19 protein-coding genes and 1 tRNA gene are annotated in these 18,226 nt (G+C 70.9%); 8 read left to right on the top strand and 12 right to left on the bottom strand.

From position 1 onward, the window contains the following. Nucleotides 1–9 precede the first annotated feature (9 nt). Both MON03_RS15380 and MON03_RS15375 read left to right on the top strand, forming a co-directional pair. Nucleotides 10–825 (top strand): DeoR/GlpR family DNA-binding transcription regulator, encoded by an 816-nt coding sequence (locus tag MON03_RS15380; RefSeq protein WP_242089308.1) that lies wholly within the window; start codon nt 10–12, stop codon nt 823–825. Between the two features lie 33 nt (nt 826–858). Next, nucleotides 859–1,791: an aldose 1-epimerase family protein gene (locus MON03_RS15375; RefSeq protein WP_022903420.1), complete on the top strand. Its 933-nt coding sequence runs from the start codon at nt 859–861 to the stop codon at nt 1,789–1,791. 242 nt (nt 1,792–2,033) lie between these two features. Here the strand turns inward: MON03_RS15375 and MON03_RS15370 are convergent, their stop codons facing one another. From MON03_RS15370 to MON03_RS15355, 4 genes are all read right to left on the bottom strand, one after another. Continuing rightward, a complete protein-coding gene (locus tag MON03_RS15370; protein WP_175327640.1) occupies nt 2,034–2,351 on the bottom strand; it encodes a hypothetical protein in 318 nt (105 codons plus the stop codon). A 174-nt stretch (nt 2,352–2,525) separates the two neighbouring features. Beyond that, nucleotides 2,526–3,338 (bottom strand): SGNH/GDSL hydrolase family protein, encoded by an 813-nt coding sequence (locus MON03_RS15365; RefSeq protein WP_187289801.1) that lies wholly within the window; start codon nt 3,336–3,338, stop codon nt 2,526–2,528. A 110-nt stretch (nt 3,339–3,448) separates the two neighbouring features. Then, nucleotides 3,449–3,521: transfer RNA gene (locus tag MON03_RS15360), tRNA-Lys, on the bottom strand. 56 nt (nt 3,522–3,577) lie between these two features. Further along, nucleotides 3,578–3,739, bottom strand: coding sequence for a hypothetical protein (locus MON03_RS15355; RefSeq protein ID WP_022903423.1), 162 nt, complete (start codon nt 3,737–3,739; stop codon nt 3,578–3,580). 126 nt (nt 3,740–3,865) lie between these two features. Between MON03_RS15355 and MON03_RS15350 the strand changes: the two genes are divergently transcribed. The 3 genes from MON03_RS15350 (at nt 3,866) to MON03_RS15340 (ending at nt 6,493) form a co-directional block, all read left to right on the top strand. Then, nucleotides 3,866–4,495, top strand: coding sequence for a DNA-directed RNA polymerase subunit beta (locus tag MON03_RS15350; protein WP_175327642.1), 630 nt, complete (start codon nt 3,866–3,868; stop codon nt 4,493–4,495). Nucleotides 4,496–5,033: 538 nt separating this feature from the next. Then, nucleotides 5,034–5,633: an ECF RNA polymerase sigma factor SigK gene (sigK, locus tag MON03_RS15345; RefSeq protein ID WP_022903425.1), complete on the top strand. Its 600-nt coding sequence runs from the start codon at nt 5,034–5,036 to the stop codon at nt 5,631–5,633. Further along, nucleotides 5,630–6,493, top strand: a complete 864-nt coding sequence (locus MON03_RS15340) for an anti-sigma factor (RefSeq protein ID WP_022903426.1) — start codon at nt 5,630–5,632, stop codon at nt 6,491–6,493. Before sigK ends, MON03_RS15340 begins: the two co-directional genes overlap by 4 nt. 297 nt (nt 6,494–6,790) lie before the next feature. On the opposite strand, the gene pstB is transcribed toward MON03_RS15340, so the two are convergent. The 8 genes from pstB to MON03_RS15300 form a co-directional block, all read right to left on the bottom strand. Then, complete coding sequence (gene pstB, locus MON03_RS15335) at nt 6,791–7,570, bottom strand: phosphate ABC transporter ATP-binding protein PstB (protein WP_022903428.1); 780 nt, start codon at nt 7,568–7,570, stop codon at nt 6,791–6,793. Nucleotides 7,571–7,603: 33 nt separating this feature from the next. Further along, nucleotides 7,604–8,689: a phosphate ABC transporter permease PstA gene (gene pstA, locus MON03_RS15330; RefSeq protein WP_022903429.1), complete on the bottom strand. Its 1,086-nt coding sequence runs from the start codon at nt 8,687–8,689 to the stop codon at nt 7,604–7,606. Nucleotides 8,690–8,702: 13 nt separating this feature from the next. Then, the gene (gene pstC, locus MON03_RS15325; protein WP_022903430.1) at nt 8,703–9,650 is read right to left on the bottom strand and encodes a phosphate ABC transporter permease subunit PstC; all 948 of its coding nucleotides are present in this window, start codon (nt 9,648–9,650) and stop codon (nt 8,703–8,705) included. 127 nt (nt 9,651–9,777) lie between these two features. Next, a complete protein-coding gene (locus tag MON03_RS15320) occupies nt 9,778–10,890 on the bottom strand; it encodes a phosphate ABC transporter substrate-binding protein PstS (RefSeq protein WP_022903431.1) in 1,113 nt (370 codons plus the stop codon). Between the two features lie 312 nt (nt 10,891–11,202). Continuing rightward, on the bottom strand, nt 11,203–12,150 hold the full coding sequence (locus MON03_RS15315; protein ID WP_242089306.1) for an NUDIX hydrolase: 948 nt from the start codon (nt 12,148–12,150) through the stop codon (nt 11,203–11,205). Continuing rightward, nucleotides 12,147–14,312 (bottom strand): RNA degradosome polyphosphate kinase, encoded by a 2,166-nt coding sequence (locus MON03_RS15310; RefSeq protein ID WP_242089304.1) that lies wholly within the window; start codon nt 14,310–14,312, stop codon nt 12,147–12,149. The genes MON03_RS15315 and MON03_RS15310 overlap by 4 nt, the downstream gene beginning before the upstream one ends. A gap of 89 nt (nt 14,313–14,401) precedes the next feature. Then, the gene (mshD, locus tag MON03_RS15305) at nt 14,402–15,223 is read right to left on the bottom strand and encodes a mycothiol synthase (protein ID WP_175327646.1); all 822 of its coding nucleotides are present in this window, start codon (nt 15,221–15,223) and stop codon (nt 14,402–14,404) included. After that, nucleotides 15,220–15,903, bottom strand: a complete 684-nt coding sequence (locus tag MON03_RS15300) for a response regulator transcription factor (protein ID WP_022903435.1) — start codon at nt 15,901–15,903, stop codon at nt 15,220–15,222. The genes mshD and MON03_RS15300 overlap by 4 nt, the downstream gene beginning before the upstream one ends. A 224-nt stretch (nt 15,904–16,127) precedes the next feature. Between MON03_RS15300 and MON03_RS15295 the strand changes: the two genes are divergently transcribed. The 3 genes from MON03_RS15295 to ygfZ all read left to right on the top strand — a co-directional run bounded on the left by MON03_RS15295 (nt 16,128) and on the right by ygfZ (nt 18,218). Then, nucleotides 16,128–16,409 (top strand): hypothetical protein, encoded by a 282-nt coding sequence (locus MON03_RS15295; protein WP_148286137.1) that lies wholly within the window; start codon nt 16,128–16,130, stop codon nt 16,407–16,409. Between the two features lie 136 nt (nt 16,410–16,545). Continuing rightward, complete coding sequence (locus MON03_RS15290; protein ID WP_022903438.1) at nt 16,546–17,148, top strand: heme-binding beta-barrel domain-containing protein; 603 nt, start codon at nt 16,546–16,548, stop codon at nt 17,146–17,148. Next, complete coding sequence (ygfZ, locus tag MON03_RS15285) at nt 17,148–18,218, top strand: CAF17-like 4Fe-4S cluster assembly/insertion protein YgfZ (RefSeq protein WP_242089302.1); 1,071 nt, start codon at nt 17,148–17,150, stop codon at nt 18,216–18,218. The genes MON03_RS15290 and ygfZ overlap by 1 nt, the downstream gene beginning before the upstream one ends. The last annotated feature ends 8 nt before the right edge of the window (nt 18,219–18,226 follow it).

Below are 18,226 nucleotides of genomic sequence, written 5' to 3'. Positions count from 1 at the left end.
ACTGGGGGCGTGAGCGACGACGACCTCTTCCTCGACGGCGCGCTCCCGGCGCCCCTCCGCCAGGACCGCATCGTCGCCATCGTCGAGGGGGCACCCGGGCTCGTCCGGACGGCCGCCCTGGCGGCGGCGCTGGGGACGAGCGAGGTGACGGTCCGGCAGGACCTCGCCGCACTCGACCTGGAGGCCCGGATCCGGCGGGTGCACGGCGGTGCGGTCCGTCTCGTGGCCGGGTCCGGCGAACGGCCCCTCGAGGAGACGGCCGTGGAGCACCAGGTCGCGAAGGCGGCGATCGGTCGCGCCGCCGCTGCCCTCGTGCGCTCGGGGGAGTGCGTCGTGCTCGACGTCGGCACCACGCCCGCAGCCGTCGCGTCCGCCCTCGTCGCGCGCACCGACCTGGTCGACGTGACCGTCGTCACGAACTCCCTGACCACCGCGCTCGCGCTGGAGCCCGCCGTCCCACGCTTCACGGTCATTGTCACCGGCGGCACGCTCCGGCCGCTCCAGCACTCGCTCGTCGCGCCGTTCAACAACACCGTCGTGCCGATGATCGCCGCCGACGTCGTGTTCCTCGGTGGGACGGGCGTCGACGTGGACCACGGTCTGACGAACGTGAACCTGCCCGAGACGGAGACGAAGCGGATGCTCGCGGCGACGGCACGGCGTACGGTCGTGGTCGCGGACGGGTCGAAGTTCGGCCGTGCCCACCTCGGGGTCGTCCGTGCGCTCGAGGACATCGACGTCGTCGTCACCGCCGAGGCCTCGGCGGACCAGGTGGACGCCGTGCGCGCCGCCGGGGTCGAGGTCGTCGTGGCCGACGAGCGCTGAACCACTGCGTTGCCCAGGAAGGACCAGCCCGCCATGACCGCAGCCCCCACCGGAGGCCAGTACCACCTCCGCCACGCCGGACCGGACGGCGTCGTCGAGGCCGTCGTGACCGAGGTCGCCGCCGGTATCCGGGAACTCCGGGTCGCCGGCTTCGACCTCACCGAGCCGTTCGACGTCGACCAGGCACCGCCCGGAGCGGACGGCATCGTGCTCGTGCCCTGGCCCAACCGTGTCGCCGGCGGTCGCTGGGAGCTCGACGGAGTCGCGCAACAGCTCGACGTCTCCGAGCCGAAGTACGGCAACGCCTCACACGGGCTGCTCCGCTTCGCCCCGTACCGCACGGTGTCGCAGACCGAGTCGTCGATCGAGCAGGAGGCGACGATCCACCCGCAGCACGGCTGGCCGTTCACCCTGGAGACCCGCGTGCACCACGAGCTCGTCGACGACGGCATCCGCGTCACCCACACGATCACGAACCGCTCCGGTGTCCGAGCGCCGTTCGCCGTGGGAGCGCACCCGTACCTGCGCGCGGGCGACACCCCCGCCGAGGACCTCGTCGTGACCCTCGACGCCGCCACGGCCTTCTCGACGAACGAGCAGAAGGTGCCCGACGGTTCCTTCGACGTCACCGGCACGGACTCCGACCTGCGCGGGGGGCGCCGGGCGGGCGATTCCGACCTCGACACCGCCTACACGGACATCGCGGCCGACCAGGACGGCGTCCGGCGGACGACACTCCACGGACCCGAGGGCGACGGCGTCGAGCTCTGGCAGGACGAGTCGTTCCCGTACGTGCAGGTCTTCACGTCCCGGACGTTCCCCCGCGGCGACGGCACCGGGCTGGCCGTGGCGGTCGAACCGATGACGGCGCCGGCGAACGCGCTCAACTCCGGGGAGGGGCTGCGCTGGCTCGAGCCCGACGAGACCTGGACCGGTACCTGGGGCATCCGGCGCGTCTGGTCCTGAGGGTTCCGCGCGCTGCCGCAGGCCCCGAGTCGCGCGCTCGCGCTCGCGCTGCCGAGTCTCGCGCTCGCGCTGCCGAGTCTCGCGCTCAGCGACCGTTCTCGTGGTCGGCGGTCCGAGATCGGTCGCTGAGGCCGAGTCTCGGGCACGCAGCTGCCCGAGCGCGCGGCCGCACACGACGAAGGCCGCCCCGGTTCGGGGCGGCCTTCGGCGTACCGCGTGCGGTACCAGGAGCGGCGCTGGCGTCAGGCGCGGCGCATGCGGAGCGCCTCGACCGCGAGGGACTCGGTGCGGTAACGCCCGACCTCCTGCGCCCAGGCCGGGTCGTCGCCACGGAGCGCGATGTACTCCGAGCGCTGCCGACACACGTAGCCGAGCACGGTGGTGGTGTTGGCGACCTCGAGGAAGTCCTCGCGGATGTGCCGCGTCGACACCTTCGCGTTGCGGCGGAGCGTGTCGAGCAGCAGCTCGTCGCTCATGGTCGTCTTGGTTGCTGCTGCGAGCTCGACGATGCGGCGCGCGCCGTCGGCGCTGGTGTGCGTGGCTTCGATGGGCTCGATCACGGTGTACCCCGTTCGTTCTTCGATGGTGCTGTGGTGCCGGACCCGTTGCTCGGATCCGGGAACGACACTATCGGCGTCAACCCAACAGACCGCTGAACGCACACTGGGCTGTGCCGTGGAACGGACAAGAGGTGCCTGTGGACGACTTGTACCCCGGACCGAGCGTCCTGGACGTCAGGCGCAGTGCTCGTCGCCGCTCGGCGCCGAGGCCAGGTCGTCGAGTGCCGCGCTGACACGGTCCGCGAGGTACTGGTACCCGGCGTCGTCGAGGTGCCCGCCGTCGTCCGACACGTAGCGGCGGCTGTTCGACGGGGTGAACCAGCCGTCCGACAGTGCGTCGATGTACGGCACGTCGACCGCCTCGGCTCCGGCGGCCACGGAAGCCGAGATCCCGCTGTTCGCCGTGGACCGCGGGTACGGCGCTGAGGGCCCGAGTGCGATCACGGTCGCGTTCGGCCACTGCTGCTGCACCTTCCGGAGCGTGCGCTCGACCGTGGCCTGCAGGGTCGCCGCGTCCACGAGCCAGTCGTTCTGGCTGCCCTGGACGATCACGAGGTCCGGCGTCATCCGTCGCGCCATCCGCTCGATGCGGGCCTCGTAGGAGTAGTACGACGTGCTCGGCCGACCGGTGTCGACGTACCCGGTGCCGGGGTAGGCGTCGATCGTCGCGTTCCAGTGCCGATCCGCCACGAGGTCCTGCGCCCAGCCGTGTCGACCGCTCGACGAGCCGACGCCCGTCGAGTACGAGTCGCCGATGACGAGCACGTCCGACCCGGTGGCGATGGCCGAGGCAGTGCGCACCGCCGACTCGCTGCGTGGCGAGACGGTCGGTTGGCAGGCGCTCGAGACGCTCGGCAGCAGCACGAGGAGTCCGGCGACACCGACCGCCATCGCGCCGAGGCCCACGAGGGGCAGCCGGGAGCGGCGGGGACGCTGGACGGCGGGGTGGTCCGTCCCCGCTCGCGCTCGTCTGTTCCGCCACGACACGACCGACATCCTAGGGAAACCGGTCCGGGCGCATCCTGTGGGGCGAAGCGGTGGGCCCCGTGGGGCTCGAACCCACGACCCTCGGATGAAAAGGCGGTGTTCGGGAACGGTGGGCCCCGTGGGGCTCGAACCCACGACCCTCGGATTAAAAGTCCGGTGCTCTACCAACTGAGCTAGAGGCCCGCACCCGCAAGGCTAGCGGGTACGGGCCTCCACACGGGCACCGGGGACCGGGCTCGTCAGCTCCGACGGCCGGTCAGCGTCCGCAGTAGCCAGAGGACGAGTGCGATGACGGCGAGCACGATGCCCACGTAGAGCAGGAATTTGAGGCTTGCGGCGAAGCCACCGACGAACAGCAGGATGACCGCGATCACGGCCAGGATGATGAGCAGGGCGTTCATGGGGGTCCTCTCCGTGACGTCCGGGAGTGGTCCCTCCCTGCCGGAGCACCGTACCCGCGGAGCGCTCGTTGCGTTCTGGGCGAACGGGGGACGTGGGGCGTCGGTGGCCGCGCCTACACTGTCGCGGTGCCTCGCGATCACCACCGTCCCGTCCACTTCACCGATGCCGAGTTCGCCGCGATCCAGGGCGGCGAGGACCCTGCGGTGGTGAACCGCGTCGCGCACGAGACGGCGAACGCCCTGCTCCACCGCGTGCGGCAGGACCCGGACCCCGCGGTGGTGGAGCGACTCGTGACCTACACGGACGTGCACGGCATCGATGCGATCGCGGAGCTCTGGGCGCGGGTCGGGGCGCACACGCTGCCCGGGGCGCTCTGGCGCATCTACCTCGTCCGCACGGTCATCCGGCAGGCCCCGGACGAGATCGCGTACTTCTTCCAGCGCGGCACCGAGCGCATCGGCACCATCGACCAAGCGGTCGCGGGCGCCGAGCAGCCGACCGGTCCGGCGGAGATCCTCACCCTCGCGGACCGGATCCTGCACGGCCTCTACACGGGTGACCTCGCCGTGGCGCTGGACCGCGGCGCGGCGTTCTGCCGGCTGACCGCGGCGGGAGCCACGGCGGTCGCGGACGAGGCCGACCTCACGGCGTCCGCGCGTGCGACCGAGCTCACGACGCGGGCGTTCCGCCTCACCGAACTCGCGGCGGACCTGACGGAGGCTGCGGCGCTCTGGCGCCGCGACAGCCTCGACTGATCCCGCGCGCGCCGCGTCCGGACAGCACCCGCCGCCGGACGGGAGGCACGGTGCGACCCCGCCCCGCGCCTCCAGGCCGTCCCGCCCATCGACGGAACGGCGCCGACGGAACGCCACCGACAGCACGCCACCGACGACGGAACAGCACCGGCCGACCGACCGGCAGACACAGAAGAACCGGGCCGCAGAAGCGCCTCTCGGCGCGAGGCCGCTCGAAGCGGCGAAATTTGGAGCCCGGGGCTTGCTGCGGCCCGGCGACGTCCACTCTACGGAACGACCCTGGACACGTCGAATCCGCTCTCGCACGTCGGACACCGCACCGATCCAGGACCCGTCCAATCCGCCCGGTCGAGGGCACCGAATCATCACCGTGGCCAGGCCCTGTCCCGGTCACAGCGAGGGGTCCCACGCGGCCCGGTCCGGCGTCAGTCGGTCAATTCCCTGCGGACCACGTGGCCCCCTCGCCCACACACCCGAACAGCTGCACGATGCCTGAGCACATGCAGCGCCCCGTGCACCGAGAGGGGGGAAACCTGCAATGCTTGCCATCGTGGAACGCGACACGAAGCGCTGGGGCTCTGCCGAGCCGGCGCCGCCGTCGCCCGATGAACTCCTCACCAGGGTTGCGAACGGCGACCAGGCGGCTTTCTCCGACCTGTACGACGAACTCTCCGGGCGTGTGCTCGGCCTCGTGACCCGGCTCCTGCGGGACCGTGCCCAGTCCGAGGAGGTCACGCAGGAGGTCTTCCTGGAGGTCTGGCAGCAGGCCACCCGGTTCGACCGCAGCCGTGGGACCGCCGCGAGCTGGGTCCTCACGATGGCGCACCGCCGCGCGGTCGACCGGGTGCGGGCCTCACAGGCCTCGCATGACCGTGACACCCGGATCGGCATCCGTGACTTCGAGTCCGGCTTCGACCAGGTGACCGAATCGGTCGAGATCCGCATCGAGCACGAGCGGGTGAGCCGGGCACTGGCGAAGCTCACCGAGTTCCAGCGCCAGGCGGTGCAGCTCGCGTACTACGGAGGCTTCTCGCACAGCGAGATGGCCGAACAACTCGGTGTCCCGATCGGCACCGTCAAGACCCGTCTCCGCGACGGGATGATCCGACTCCGAGACGAGATGGGGGTGACCTCATGACCGACCGACACGACGACCCGTCCTCCCTGACAGGTTCGTACGCGCTCGATGCGCTCTCCGATGAGGAGCGCACCCAGGTCGAGGACGCGCTCGCGTTCTCGTCCGACCTCCGGGCCGAGGCCGACTCGCTGCGCGAGACCGCGCTGCAGCTGGCGTACTCGACCGACCCGATCGAGCCGCCGGCGTCGCTCAAGGCATCGCTGATGGCGCAGATCCAGACCACGCCGCAGGTCGCGGCTCCCGCTGCGTCCTTCGCGGACACTCCCGCGCTCGACGACGGCCTGGAGGCACGATCCGCTTCCGCCCCGTCACCCACGTCCTCCGTGGTGCCGGGTCCGGCGGAGTCCGCGGCTCGCCGTCGTTGGTTCCAGCGCCCGGCAGCGGCCATGTCCGCGGCAGCCGCCGTGGCGGTGGTCTTCCTCGGCGTCGGGCTCAGCGTCGGTGGTGTCCTGAACCCCGGTTCGGAGCCCGGCCCGGGTGCTGGTTCGTCGCAGAGCTCGAGCGTCCTCGACGGCATCTACGCGGCGTCGGACTTCCAGCGCAGCAGCACGCCGGTCGAAGGAGGGGGCACCGCCACCGTCGTCTGGTCGAAGGACATCGGCAAGTCGGCCGTGATCCTCGACGGGGTCCAGGCCGCGCCGAAGGGCAAGACCTACGAGCTCTGGTACATCGCGTCGAAGGCGTCCGGTGGTGCGATCAAGCCCGCTGGCCTCATGGAGCAGTCCTCCGACGGCGTCCACTCGGCTGTGCTGACCGGCGACCTGCAGGACGGTGTGACCGTGGGCATCACGGTCGAGCCGGCCGGTGGTTCCGAGCAGCCGACGACCACGCCGATCGCCGCGGTCCCGCTCGACGCGTAGCGCCGGGCGGGCCCTGGCCCCGGGCGGTCGGTCCCGGGAGATCGCTGGCCCCAGGCGGTCGCATCGTTCGCTGCCGCTGTCTCACGACGCCGCCGCTGTCGTCCGACAGCGGCGGCGTCGTTGTTGGGCGCGTGCAACCTGCCGCGTCCGCACGGAGCGACCGGCCCGTTGTCGTCTGACAGCGGCGGCGTCGCACGAGCACGACCGTCGAAGCTCCTCGGCGCACCCTACGATGCCGACGGCCCCACCGGACCGTGGTCCGACGGGGCCGAGCGTGCGTGACGCTGCGTCAGCCGATCACCCGAAGCGGCCGGAGACGTAGTCCTCGGTGGCCTGCACGGACGGGTTCGAGAAGATCGTCGCGGTGTCGTCGTACTCGATCAGCTTGCCGGGGTGACCGGTGCCGGCGATGTTGAAGAACGCCGTCTTGTCGGAGACGCGCGAGGCCTGCTGCATGTTGTGGGTCACGATGACGATCGTGTACTCCTTCTTCAGCTCCTCGATGAGGTCCTCGATGGCGAGCGTCGAGATCGGGTCGAGTGCCGAGCACGGCTCGTCCATGAGGAGCACGTCGGGCTGCACCGCGATCGCGCGGGCGATGCACAGACGCTGCTGCTGACCGCCGGAGAGGCCCATGCCGGGCTTGTCGAGGCGGTCCTTGACCTCGTTCCAGAGGTTCGCGCCCTGCAGGGAGCGCTCGACGATGTCGTCGGCCTCGGACTTCGAGATGCGCTTGTTGTTGAGCTTCACGCCCGCGAGCACGTTGTCCTTGATCGACATCGTGGGGAACGGGTTCGGCCGCTGGAACACCATGCCGACCTGACGTCGCACGAGCACCGGGTCGACGCCCGCGCCGTAGAGGTCGTCGCCGTCGACCTTGACCGAGCCCTCGACCCAGGCGCCGGGGATGACCTCGTGCATGCGGTTCAGGGTGCGGAGGAACGTGGACTTGCCGCAGCCGGACGGACCGATGAACGCGGTGACGGTGCGGGGTTCGATGGTGATGTCGACACCCTCGACCGCCTTGAACTTCGAGTAGTAGACGTTGAGGCCGTCGACCTCGATGCGCTTGGACACGTGGATTCCTTCGGAGTGGTGGTCGGTGCCGCGCTAGCGGGGGAGCTTGGGGGCGAAGAGGCGGGTGATGAAGCGCGCGAGCAGGTTGAGCGCCATCACGATGAGGATGAGGAGCAGCGCGGCCGTCCACGCCCGGTCCACGAACGGGACCGGGTTGGCGCCCTGCTGCGAGTACTGCGTGTACGCGAACACGGGCAGCGTCATCATCGGGTCTTTGAAGAGGTCGTAGTTCATCGATGCGGTGAACCCGGCCGTGACGAGCAGCGGCGCGGTCTCGCCGATGACCCGGGCGATCGACAGCATGACACCGGTGGTGATGCCCGCGAGGGACGTGGGCAGCACGACCTTCACGATGGTCAGCCACTTCGGCACACCCAGAGCGTACGAGGCTTCGCGGAGCTCCATCGGGACGATCTTCAGCACCTCTTCGGTGGAGCGCACGACGATCGGGATCATCAGCACGCTCAGGGCTATCGAGCCGACGAGGCCGAAGCGGGCGCCGGGGCCGAGGAAGAGGGCGAAGAGCGAGTAGGCGAACAGACCCGCGACGATCGAGGGGATGCCCGTCATGACGTCGACGAAGAACGTGATGCCCTTCGCGAGCGCGCCCTTGCCGTACTCGACGAGGTAGATCGAGGTGAGCAGGCCGATCGGGACCGAGATGAGGGCCGCGAAGAGCGTGATCTCGAGCGTGCCGACGAGCGCGTGCACGGCGCCGCCGCCCTCGGAGATGACGCCGCGCATCGAGTACGAGAAGAACTCCGCGTCGAAGCGGGCGAGGCCGTCGGCGAGGACCGTCCAGAGCAGGGAGACCAGCGGGAGCACCGCGATCACGAACGCCGTGACGACGAGCGAGGTGACGAGGCGGTCGACCGCCTTGCGGCCACCTTCGACGATCCGCGAGACGACCACGATGAGGACGTCGAACAGGACCGTGCCGAGGAACAGCGCGGCGACGACGTTGAAGTCCTTCACGGCACCGCCGGCGTTGAGCAGCGCGAAGACGGCGATCAGCGCGACCCACGAGCCGATGAGGAGGAGCCACGGCACCGACTTGTGGAGCTTGCCGTTGGCGTAGGCGTTGCCGGTCATGCCGGACTGACGGAGGGCGAGGGACATCGGGCCGTACCTCTCAGCTCACTCGCTTGCGGACGATGTACCGCGCGAGCATGTTGATGACCAGGGTGATGACGAAGAGGACCAGGCCCGACGCGACGAGGGCGTTCAGGGCGGTGCCGGAGGCCTCGGCGAACTGCAGGGCGATGTTCGCGGCGATGGTCGAGGGGTTGAGCGACGTGAGCACTTGGAGGGTCACGTTCGTCGACACCGACAGCACGAGGGCGACGGCCATCGTCTCGCCGAGCGCGCGACCCAGGCCGAGCATGATCGCGGACACGATGCCGGACTTCGCGAACGGCAGGACGGACAGGCGGATCATCTCCCACCGGGTCGCGCCGAGGGCCAGGGCGGCCTCCTCGTTGAGGGTCGGCGCCTGCAGGAAGATCTCGCGCATGACGGCGGTCATGATCGGGATCGCCATCACGGCGAGCACGATCGACGCCGTGAGGATGGTGCGGCCGGTGCCGGTCACCTGTCCGGAGAAGAGCGGGAACCAACCGAAGTACGTGTTGAGGAAGACGTAGAACGGCTTCACGAACGGCGCGAGGACGACGATGCCCCACAGGCCGTAGACGACCGACGGCACCGCTGCCAGCAGGTCGACGACGTAGCCGAGCACCGGGGCGAGCCGCCGCGGTGCGTAGTGCGAGATGAAGAGCGCGATGCCGAGCGCCAGCGGGACGGAGATCACGAGCGCGATGAGCGCGGACCACACCGTGCCGAAGACGAGCGGGCCGACGTAGTCCCAGAAGTTGGCGGAACCGTTCGGCAGCGTGCCGGCCTTGGCGACGAGCGCCGGGATGCTCTGCCAGACGAGGAACGCGGCGACGAGCACGAGGACGACGAGGATGAGGCCGCCGGAGATGACCGAGGCGGCAGAGAACACCCGGTCGCCGATGCGGACGACGGCCTTGGGCTTCGGGATGACGGTGGCCCCTTCGCGGGCCGGTGCGGTCGTCATGGGACTCCTGTCGGAGGATCGCCCGGGAACGGGAGAGCGGGGGAGGTGGGGAGGTGGTGCCGTGACGGGCGAGTGCCCGGACGCCGGTCGAGATGGGTGGGACCGGCGTCCGGGCGCTCAGCGGGCGTTACTTGATGGAGGCGACGGCCTTCGCGGCCTTCTCCGAGAGGTCGCTCGAGAGGGCGGCCGACTTGGCCTCCTTCGCGGCGGCGTCCTGCGCGTCCTTCGACACGACGTAGTCGAGGTAGCCCTTCACGAGCTCACCCGTCGCCGAGTCCTTGTACTCCTGGCACGCGATGGCGTAGGAGACGAGCACCAGCGGCCACGCGTTGTCGGCGGTGTCGGTGCGGTTGATGTCGATCGCGAGGTCGTTGTCCGCGCGGCCCGAGACCGTCTCGGAGTCCGCGACGACGGTGGCGGCACCCTCGGCCGAGATCGTGGTGGCCTTGTCGCCGACCATGAGCTTCGCCTTGTCGAGCGAGCCCGCGCCCGAGTCGTCGATGTAGGTGATGGCGTTCGAGGCGCTGGCCATCGAGGAGGCGACACCCGAGGTCTTCGCGGCGGCGTCACCGACCTGGTACGGGAAGGTCTGGCTCGGCTCCTTGCCCCAGACGTCCTTCGCGTTCGCGTCGAGGTACTCGGAGAAGTTCTCGGTCGTGCCCGAGTCGTCCGAGCGGTGCACGACGGTGATGTTCGCGTCGGGGAGCGAGGCGTCCTTGTTCAGGTCCTTGATCTCCGAGTCGTTCCACTTGGTGATCTTGCCGGAGAAGATGCCCGCGATGGTCTTCGCGTCGAGCGTGAGGTCCTTGACACCGTCGACCTTGTAGGCGATCGCGATCGGGGAGATGTAGACCGGGATGTCGATGGCCTTGGAGTCCGCGGCGCACTTGGCGAACGAGCCCGAGAGCTCGTCGTCCGAGAGGGCGGCGTCGGAGCCGGCGAAGTCCGCGGCACCCGAGATGAAGTTCTTGCGGCCGGCGCCCGAGCCGTCGGGCGAGTAGTTGACCGTGACGCCGGAAGCGACGTTCTGGAACCCGGCGGTCCACGTGGCCTGCGCGGTCTGCTGCGCGGACGAGCCCGAGCCGGTCAGGGTGCCGGAGAGCTTCGAGTAGTCCGTGCCCGAGCTCGACGAGCCGGAGGCGTTGTCGCCCGCGCCGCCCTCGTTCGAGGCGCAGGAGGACAGCGCGACGGCGCCGACGATCGCGATCGCCGCGACCGTGCCGATTCGCTTGATGTTCACAGGGGTCCCTTCGGGAATGTCAGTGCAGGTGGGACCGCTGCGGGTCCCGCGGGCCGGTGCTGACCCGGGAGCGACTGTAGGGACGAGAGGTGACCCGGGAGGTGCCCGGGGGTGAACGGGAGGTGAACGAGGGCTTGCCCCGCTCGCGGCGCGTGGACGCGCAGGCCGGTGCGGGTGCAGGATCGGGCCACTGCGCCCGCGCGCGGCGCATGCGTTCGCATGCTCGGCGGTGTCGGCCGGGAGGCACGGATCACCGCCGCCGCGAGGCCTCCGGCGACGGGCCGGTCGGCCTGGGAAGGCGTTGTCCGAGGCCTACGAGGCGATGGTGTTCCGGTGCGTCTCGACGGCGACGAGCTTGCCGCCGGCGATGTGCATCACGGCGAAGTCGCCGACGGAGAGCATCGCTGCCCGACGGAGGTCGAAGTGTCGGCTGCCGTCGGCCGTCGCGCCGGCGATGCGGGCGATGATGTCGGGCAGGACGGGCCCATGCGAGCACAGGACGGTCGACTTCGCCTTGTCGATCCGACGCAGCACGACGCCCTTGACGTTGGCGGCGCCGCGGTCGTGGGCGTCCTGGCTGATGTCCGGGGTCGACGAGACGCCGACCTTCGTCCGTGCGGAGAGGGGCTCGACGGTCGCGAGGCACCGCGCCGCCGTGCTCGAGACGATCTTCTTCGGGCCGAACGCCGCGACCGGTGCGACGACCGCCCGGGCCTGCGAGCGGCCGACCGGCAGCAGTGGCCGGGTGGCGTCCGGTCCGTCCCAGTCCGAGCCGGGGACGGTCTTCGCGTGCCGGAGTGCGATGAGGGCGAAGGTCTTGTGCTCGCCGGCGGCGGCGCGGTCGGCGAACCGGTCGAGGACCTCGACGTCGCGCTCGTAGGTCAGCCGGCCGCGGGCGTCGTCGATCGACACCCACTCGACCGCGGCGACCTCGTCGTTCGGCCGGAACGTCCCGGCGCGTTCGAACTCCTTGTTCGACACCCGGGCGGACCAGTAGTGCACGACCTTGTCGCGGCCGTTCGGCAGGACGTACTCGGCGGTGCCGAGCGGCGCCCCGAGGTGGACCCGGTAGCCGGTCTCCTCGTCGATCTCGCGGACCGCGGTCGTCGGGACGCTCTCGCCCGGGTCGACCTTGCCCTTCGGGAAGGAGACGTCGTGGTGGTGCCCGCGGTGGATGAGCAGCACGAGCGGCCGCCCGTCCTGCTCACGCCAGACGACGGCTCCGGCTGCGACGACGGGACCCGCGGGACCGCCGCTCACCGAGTGGAGCGCTTCCGGGCCGAGATCTTGCGCATGAGGACATTCTGCACGTCCGCGAGGGGGCGCCCGTCCGCATCGGTCGAGTGGCGTGTCCACTCGCCGTCGGACTCCAGGTGCCACGAGCTCGTCGTGTCGGCCATCGCGAGGTCGAACATGTCCTGGACCTCGGCCACGTGGGCGGGGTCGGACAGGCGCACGAGGGCCTCGACGCGCCGGTCGAGGTTGCGGTGCATCATGTCCGCGGAGCCGATGAACACGACCGGGTCGCCGTCGTTGTGGAACGCGAACGCCCGCGAGTGCTCGAGGTACCGGCCGACGACGCTCCGGACCCGGATGGTCTCCGAGACGCCTTCCATCCCCGGCTTGAGCGAGCAGATGCCGCGCACCCAGACGTCGACGGGCACGCCGGCCTGGCTGGCGAGGTACAGCGCGTCGATGATCTGCTCGTCGACCATCGAGTTGACCTTGATCCGGATGCCCGAGGGCTTGCCCGCGCGGGCGTTGTCGGCCTCGGCCTGGATGCGCTTGATCAGTCCCTTGCGCAGGTGCAGCGGCGCGACGAGCAGCCGCTTGAACTTCTTCTCGATGGCGTAGCCGGACAGCTCGTTGAAGAGGCGGGTCAGGTCCTTGCCCACGGTGTCGTCGGCGGTGAACAGGCCCATGTCCTCGTAGATGCGCGAGGTCTTGGGGTTGTAGTTGCCGGTGCCGATGTGGCTGTAGTGCCGGAGCGTCCCGCCTTCCTGACGGATGACGAGGACGAGCTTCGAGTGCGTCTTCAGCCCGACGAGGCCGTAGACGACGTGCACGCCGGCCTTCTCGAGCTTGCGCGCCCAGCCGATGTTGTTCTGCTCGTCGAAGCGCGCCTTGATCTCGACGAGGGCGAGCACCTGCTTGCCCGCGGCGGCGGCGTCGATGAGGGCCTCGACGATGGGGCTGTCGCCCGAGGTGCGGTAGAGCGTCTGCTTGATCGCGAGGACGTTCGGGTCGGCAGCCGCCTGTTCGAGGAACGCCTGCACGCTCGTCGCGAAGGACTCGTACGGGTGGTGCACGAGGACGTCCGACCGGCCGATCGCTCGGAACAGGTCCGGCTTCGTGTTCGGCTCGCCCGGCTGGAACTGCACGGGCGTGGTCGGCACGTGCTTGGGGTAGTGCAGGTCCGGTCGGCTGATCTTCGCGATCTCGAACAGGCCGCCGAGGTCGAGCGGCGACGGGAGGCGGTAGACCTCTTGCTCCGTGATGTCGAGCTCGCGGACGAGGAGGTCGAGCGTCACCGGGTCCATGTCCTCGGTGATCTCGAGGCGGATGGGCGGTCCGAACCGACGGCGGAGGAGCTCGCGCTCGAGGGCCTGGATGAGGTTCTCGGCCTCGTCCTCCTCGATCTCGACGTCCTCGTTGCGGGTCACGCGGAACACGTGGTGCTCGAGCACCTCCATCCCGGGGAAGAGGTCGTCGAGGTGGTTCGCGATGAGGTCCTCGAGCGGGATGTACCGCTGCCGCCCGGAGCCGTCGTCGGGCAGGGCGATGAACCGGGAGAAGTTCTGCGGGACCTTGAGGCGCGCGAACTCCTGCCGCTGCGACTTCGGGTTCCGCACCCGCACGGCCAGGTTGAGCGACAGCCCCGAGATGTAGGGGAACGGGTGTGCCGGGTCGACCGCGAGCGGCATGAGCACCGGGAAGATCTGCTCGTTGAAGTACTCGCGCATGCGCAGCCGGTCGGCTTCGTCGAGGTCGGACCAGTGCTCGATGTGGATGCCCGCGGCGTCGAGGTCGGGCTTCAGCGAGTCGATGAACGCCGCTGCGTGGCGGTCCTGCAGCTCGTGGGCCTTCTGGGCGATGTCGCGGAGGACGTCGCTCGGGGCGCGCCCGACGTTCGTCGGCACGGCGATGCCGGTGTCGATGCGGCGCTTGAGCCCGGCGACGCGGACCATGAAGAACTCGTCGAGGTTGGACGCGAAGATGGCGAGGAAGTTCGCCCGCTCCAGCAGCGGCTGCGTGCGGTCCTCACCGAGCTCGAGCACACGCTGGTTGAACCGGAGCCAGCTGAGCTCGCGGTCGAAGTAGCGGTCCGAGGGCAGCGACTCGTGCTCCACCTCGACGACCTCGTCGAAGTCGTCGAGGTCCGGTGCGACGGATTCGCCGTCGAGCTGCGGTTCGGTGTCCATGCCCACATCCTGCCACCCGCGGCCTCCGCGACGAGGGCTGTTCGTGACGGCTGTGGAAACGCGGCGTGAACGGACCCGGTGTGCAGGGGTCAGGCGGCCGCGTACTGGACGTCGATCGCGTGCTGCGTGAACCCGGACCGCCGGTAGAGCGCCAGCGCGGGCTCGTTGTCGCCCTCGACGTACAGCGCGGCGGCGGTGAGGCCGCGCCCGACCAGTCGCCCCCACCCGGCGCGCATGAGCACCCCGCCGAGTCCCTGTCCTTGCAGGTCGGGCCGGACGGCCACGGCGTAGAACTCGCCCGTGCCGTCCTCGACCTTGAGCCAGCAGGACCCGGCGAGCCGGCCGGTCGCATCCCGCACGAGCAGGAGGTCGTCCCCGGAGAACCAGGGGTCGGCCTCGCGGGCACGGAGGTCGTCGAGCGTCATCCGGCCCTGCTCGGGGTGGTGCGCGAAGGCGGCGGCGTTGAGTTCGAGCCAGGCGGCCTCGTCCTCCGGGTCACCGGCCCGGAACGCCGCGAGCGAGGAGCCGTCCGGCAGCGCCACGTCCGGCGCGACCGACGGCACCGGCGCCCGGAGCTGGAGCAGCGTGCGGACGGCACGCCAGCCGAACCGCGCCGCGAGCGCCCGTGCAGCCGGGTGGTCCCCGTGCGCCCACGCGAGCCGCGGAGCACGCGACGACGCGCCGGGCGCCCCGTCGCCCAGGGCGAGCGCCTGCGTGACGAGGGCGGTCCCGAGGCCGCGCCCACGGGCCTCCAGGGCGACCGCCACCTCGAGTTCCCCGTCGCGCACGACGGCGACCCCGTGCTCGTCGCCGAGCACCGTCGCGCGCCCGGCTCGGACGTCCACCAGCGTCTGGTCGGAGAACGGCCGTGGCTCGCCCGCGACCGTGAACGCGTCGAGCGCGATCGTCACTGTCCGGCCAGTCGCTCGGCCTCGTCCTCGTAGACGTTGAAGCGGTAGCCGACGTTCCGGACCGTGCCGATGAGCGACTCGAGGTCACCGAGCTTGGCGCGGAGCCGTCGCACGTGCACGTCGACCGTGCGCGTGCCGCCGAAGTAGTCGTAGCCCCAGACCTCGCTGAGCAGCTGCTCGCGGGTGAACACGCGCGAGGGATGCGTCGCGAAGAAGCGGAGGAGCTCGAACTCCTTGAAGGTGAGGTCGAGCGGCCGTCCGCGGACCTTCGCCGAGTAGCTGGCCTCGTCGATGACGACGCCGGACGCCTGGATCTTGGTGCTGGCCGGCTGCTTCGCCGCACGACCGGCGGCGAGCCGGATGCGGGCGTCGACCTCGGCCGGGCCGGCCGACTCGAGCACGACGTCGTCCACGTTCCACTCGCTGTTCACCGCGGTCAGGCCGCCCTCGGTGACCACGAGGACGATCGGCGTCGGCGACCCGCTGGTGACGAGGATCTTGCACAGGGCCTTGGCGCCGACGAGGTCGACCCGGGCGTCGACGAAGACCAGGTCGCTCTGCGGCGCGTTCACGAGCTGCGCGGCCTCGGCGGGGACGTGGCGGATCCGGTGGCTCAGGAGACCGAGGCTCGGCAGGACGTCGCCGGGCGCGGCCGAGGTGAGTACCAGGAGCTGGGCCACAGGACCTCCAGAGCGTGGGGGACGACGTGGACACATCCTAGTGATGCTCGGGAAGCGGCCCGCCGTCCGGGCGGACGGTGCGCCCGCGGATGCGGATGCGGACGCGGCCGCGGCCGCGGCCGCTGGCGCGGTACCCAGCGGGCGCGGGCGGCCCGGCCCGCGACCGGGCCCGCCCCACCGCCGCCCCGCCCGGCGCCCGGACACCCTCTGTCATGATGGGGCGCGTGACCGAGCCCGTGCCGCCCGCCGACCAGCGTCGCCTCAAGCTGACGTCCGTGCTCCCCGTGTGGCTGCTCGCGGTCGTCGGCGCCGTCCTCGTGATCACGCTCGCGCAGAAGGACTCGTTCGCCTGGCTCCTCCTCGTCTTCGTGCTCTGCGTGCTCGTCAGCTTCGTGCTGCAGCTCATCACGGCGACGAAGGACGGCCTGGTCGAACGGATCAGCATCGCCTCGTCCGGCGCGTTCGTCGTCGTGCTCGTCACCGCCGTGGTGCTCCTGGCGCGTTGAGCCGCGCCGCGTAGACTCGGGGCATGGATTCGCTGCTTGCGCTCGAGCTCTTCTACGTGGGCCTCCTCGGCTTGGCGTCGCTCGCGATCGCGTTCATCTCGGTGACCGTCGTCGTGAAGCTGTTCAAGGGTCAGCGTTGATCGAACTGCCTGAGGGCCTCGCACCCGAACTCGTGCCGCTGTCCTGGCTCGTCGGCGTCTGGGAGGGCACCGGCGTCGTCGAGTACCCCGTCGGCGACGAGGACGAGCCCCGGAAGTACGACTTCGGCCAGCGCGTGAGCTTCAGCCACGACGGCCTGCCCTACCTCAACTACTCGTCCACGACGTGGCTGCTCGACGACGAGCACACCCCGCTCGCGGCCGAGATGGGCTACTGGCGGCTCGACCGGCCGCACGAGCCCGGCGACCGCGGCCCGGCGATGCTCCTGGGCGACGGGCCGACCCCGTTCAGCACGACCCAGAGCGTCGAGACCCTGCGCAACGCGACCGACGGCTTCGACGTCGAGGCGGCGATCGTGCACCCGACGGGCGTGAACGAGCTCTACGTCGGACGGGTGGCGAAGGGTCGGATCGACCTCGCGACCGACACCGTCGTGCGCTCGCCGAACGCGAAGGAGTACTCCGCGGCGACGCGGCTGTACGGCCTCGTCGAGGGCAAGCTGTTCTGGGCGTGGGACATCGCGGCGCTCGGACGGGAGCTGACCTCGCACGCCTCGGGGCAGCTCGCGAAGGTCGACTGATGCCGACGCCGTTCGCGTCGCGGCCGGGCTTCGTGGCCGCCGACACGGGTGTGGCCGCGCACTACGGCAACCCGCTCGCCGAGCAGCGACTCCTCGATCGGGGTCGCGCGGTCGTCGAACTCGGGCTCGGCGTCGTGACCGTCACCGGCCCCGACCGGCTCTCGTGGCTCAACTCGATCACCTCGCAGCTCCTGCTCGGTCTCGTGCCCGGGGTCTCCACGGAGACGCTCGTCCTGGACGCCTCCGGCCGGGTCGAGCACGCCGCCCGCGTCGTCGACGACGGCACGGCCACCTGGTTGCTCACCGAGCCCGCCGATGCCGCGCCGCTCGCCGCGTGGCTCGACACGATGCGGTTCATGCTGCGCGTCGAGGTCGCCGACCGCTCCGCCGACTTCGTCACCCTCGGTCGGTTCGACGGTGCCGTCGGCCCCGCCGACGCGGCGGCCGAGTGGGTCGACCCGTGGTCGGAGGTCGCGCCCGGCGGTTGGGGCTACGCCGCCCTGGAGGCCCACCCCGCGTCCGACTGGACCCTCCGGATCGCGGTGGTCGAGCCCGGCACCGCGGCCGCGATCGCTGCGTCCGACGTGGCCGCCGCGGGCCTCCTCGCGTACGAGGCCCTGCGGATCGCCGCCTGGCGTCCGTCGCTCTCCGACGTCGACGAGCGCACGATCCCGCACGAGCTCGACTGGCTCCGGTCCGCCGTGCACCTGTCGAAGGGCTGCTACCGCGGTCAGGAGACGGTCGCGAAGGTCCACAACCTCGGGCACCCGCCGCGTCGTGCGGTGCTGCTCCACCTCGACGGGTCGGACGCGGTGCTGCCGGTGCCGGGGACGCCGGTGCTGCTCGGGGAGAACGAGGTCGGCCGTCTCGCCGCCTCGGCCGTGCACCACGAGCTCGGGCCGATCGGGCTCGCGGTCGTCAAGCGGTCCCTCGACCCGGACGCGACGCTGACCCTGCACGCGGACGATGTGGTCGTGACCGCGGCGCAACAGGTCATCGTGCCGCCGGGTGCCGGGGCGACGGCGAACGTGCCGCGGCTGCCACGGCTCGGCGCGGTCCGCCGCTCGTAGCGCGCCGA

Source organism: Curtobacterium sp. DN_7.5, from assembly GCF_022655355.1.
Lineage (GTDB): Bacteria > Actinomycetota > Actinomycetes > Actinomycetales > Microbacteriaceae > Curtobacterium > Curtobacterium luteum.
Note: the sequence above shows the minus strand (reverse complement) of the source record. Positions and strands in the feature narration are given on the sequence as shown.

Excerpts from the sequence above, each read along its gene's own strand:
- MON03_RS15355 (WP_022903423.1), bottom strand. The coding sequence starts at position 3,739 with ATGAACGCCCTGCTCATCATCCTGGCCGTGATCGCGGTCATCCTGCTG.
- MON03_RS15375 (WP_022903420.1), top strand. The coding sequence starts at position 859 with ATGACCGCAGCCCCCACCGGAGGCCAGTACCACCTCCGCCACGCCGGA.
- MON03_RS15340 (WP_022903426.1), top strand. The coding sequence starts at position 5,630 with ATGACCGACCGACACGACGACCCGTCCTCCCTGACAGGTTCGTACGCG.
- sigK (WP_022903425.1), top strand. The coding sequence starts at position 5,034 with ATGCTTGCCATCGTGGAACGCGACACGAAGCGCTGGGGCTCTGCCGAG.
- MON03_RS15310 (WP_242089304.1), bottom strand. The coding sequence starts at position 14,312 with ATGGACACCGAACCGCAGCTCGACGGCGAATCCGTCGCACCGGACCTC.
- pstA (WP_022903429.1), bottom strand. The coding sequence starts at position 8,689 with ATGTCCCTCGCCCTCCGTCAGTCCGGCATGACCGGCAACGCCTACGCC.
- pstC (WP_022903430.1), bottom strand. The coding sequence starts at position 9,650 with ATGACGACCGCACCGGCCCGCGAAGGGGCCACCGTCATCCCGAAGCCC.
- ygfZ (WP_242089302.1), top strand. The coding sequence starts at position 17,148 with ATGCCGACGCCGTTCGCGTCGCGGCCGGGCTTCGTGGCCGCCGACACG.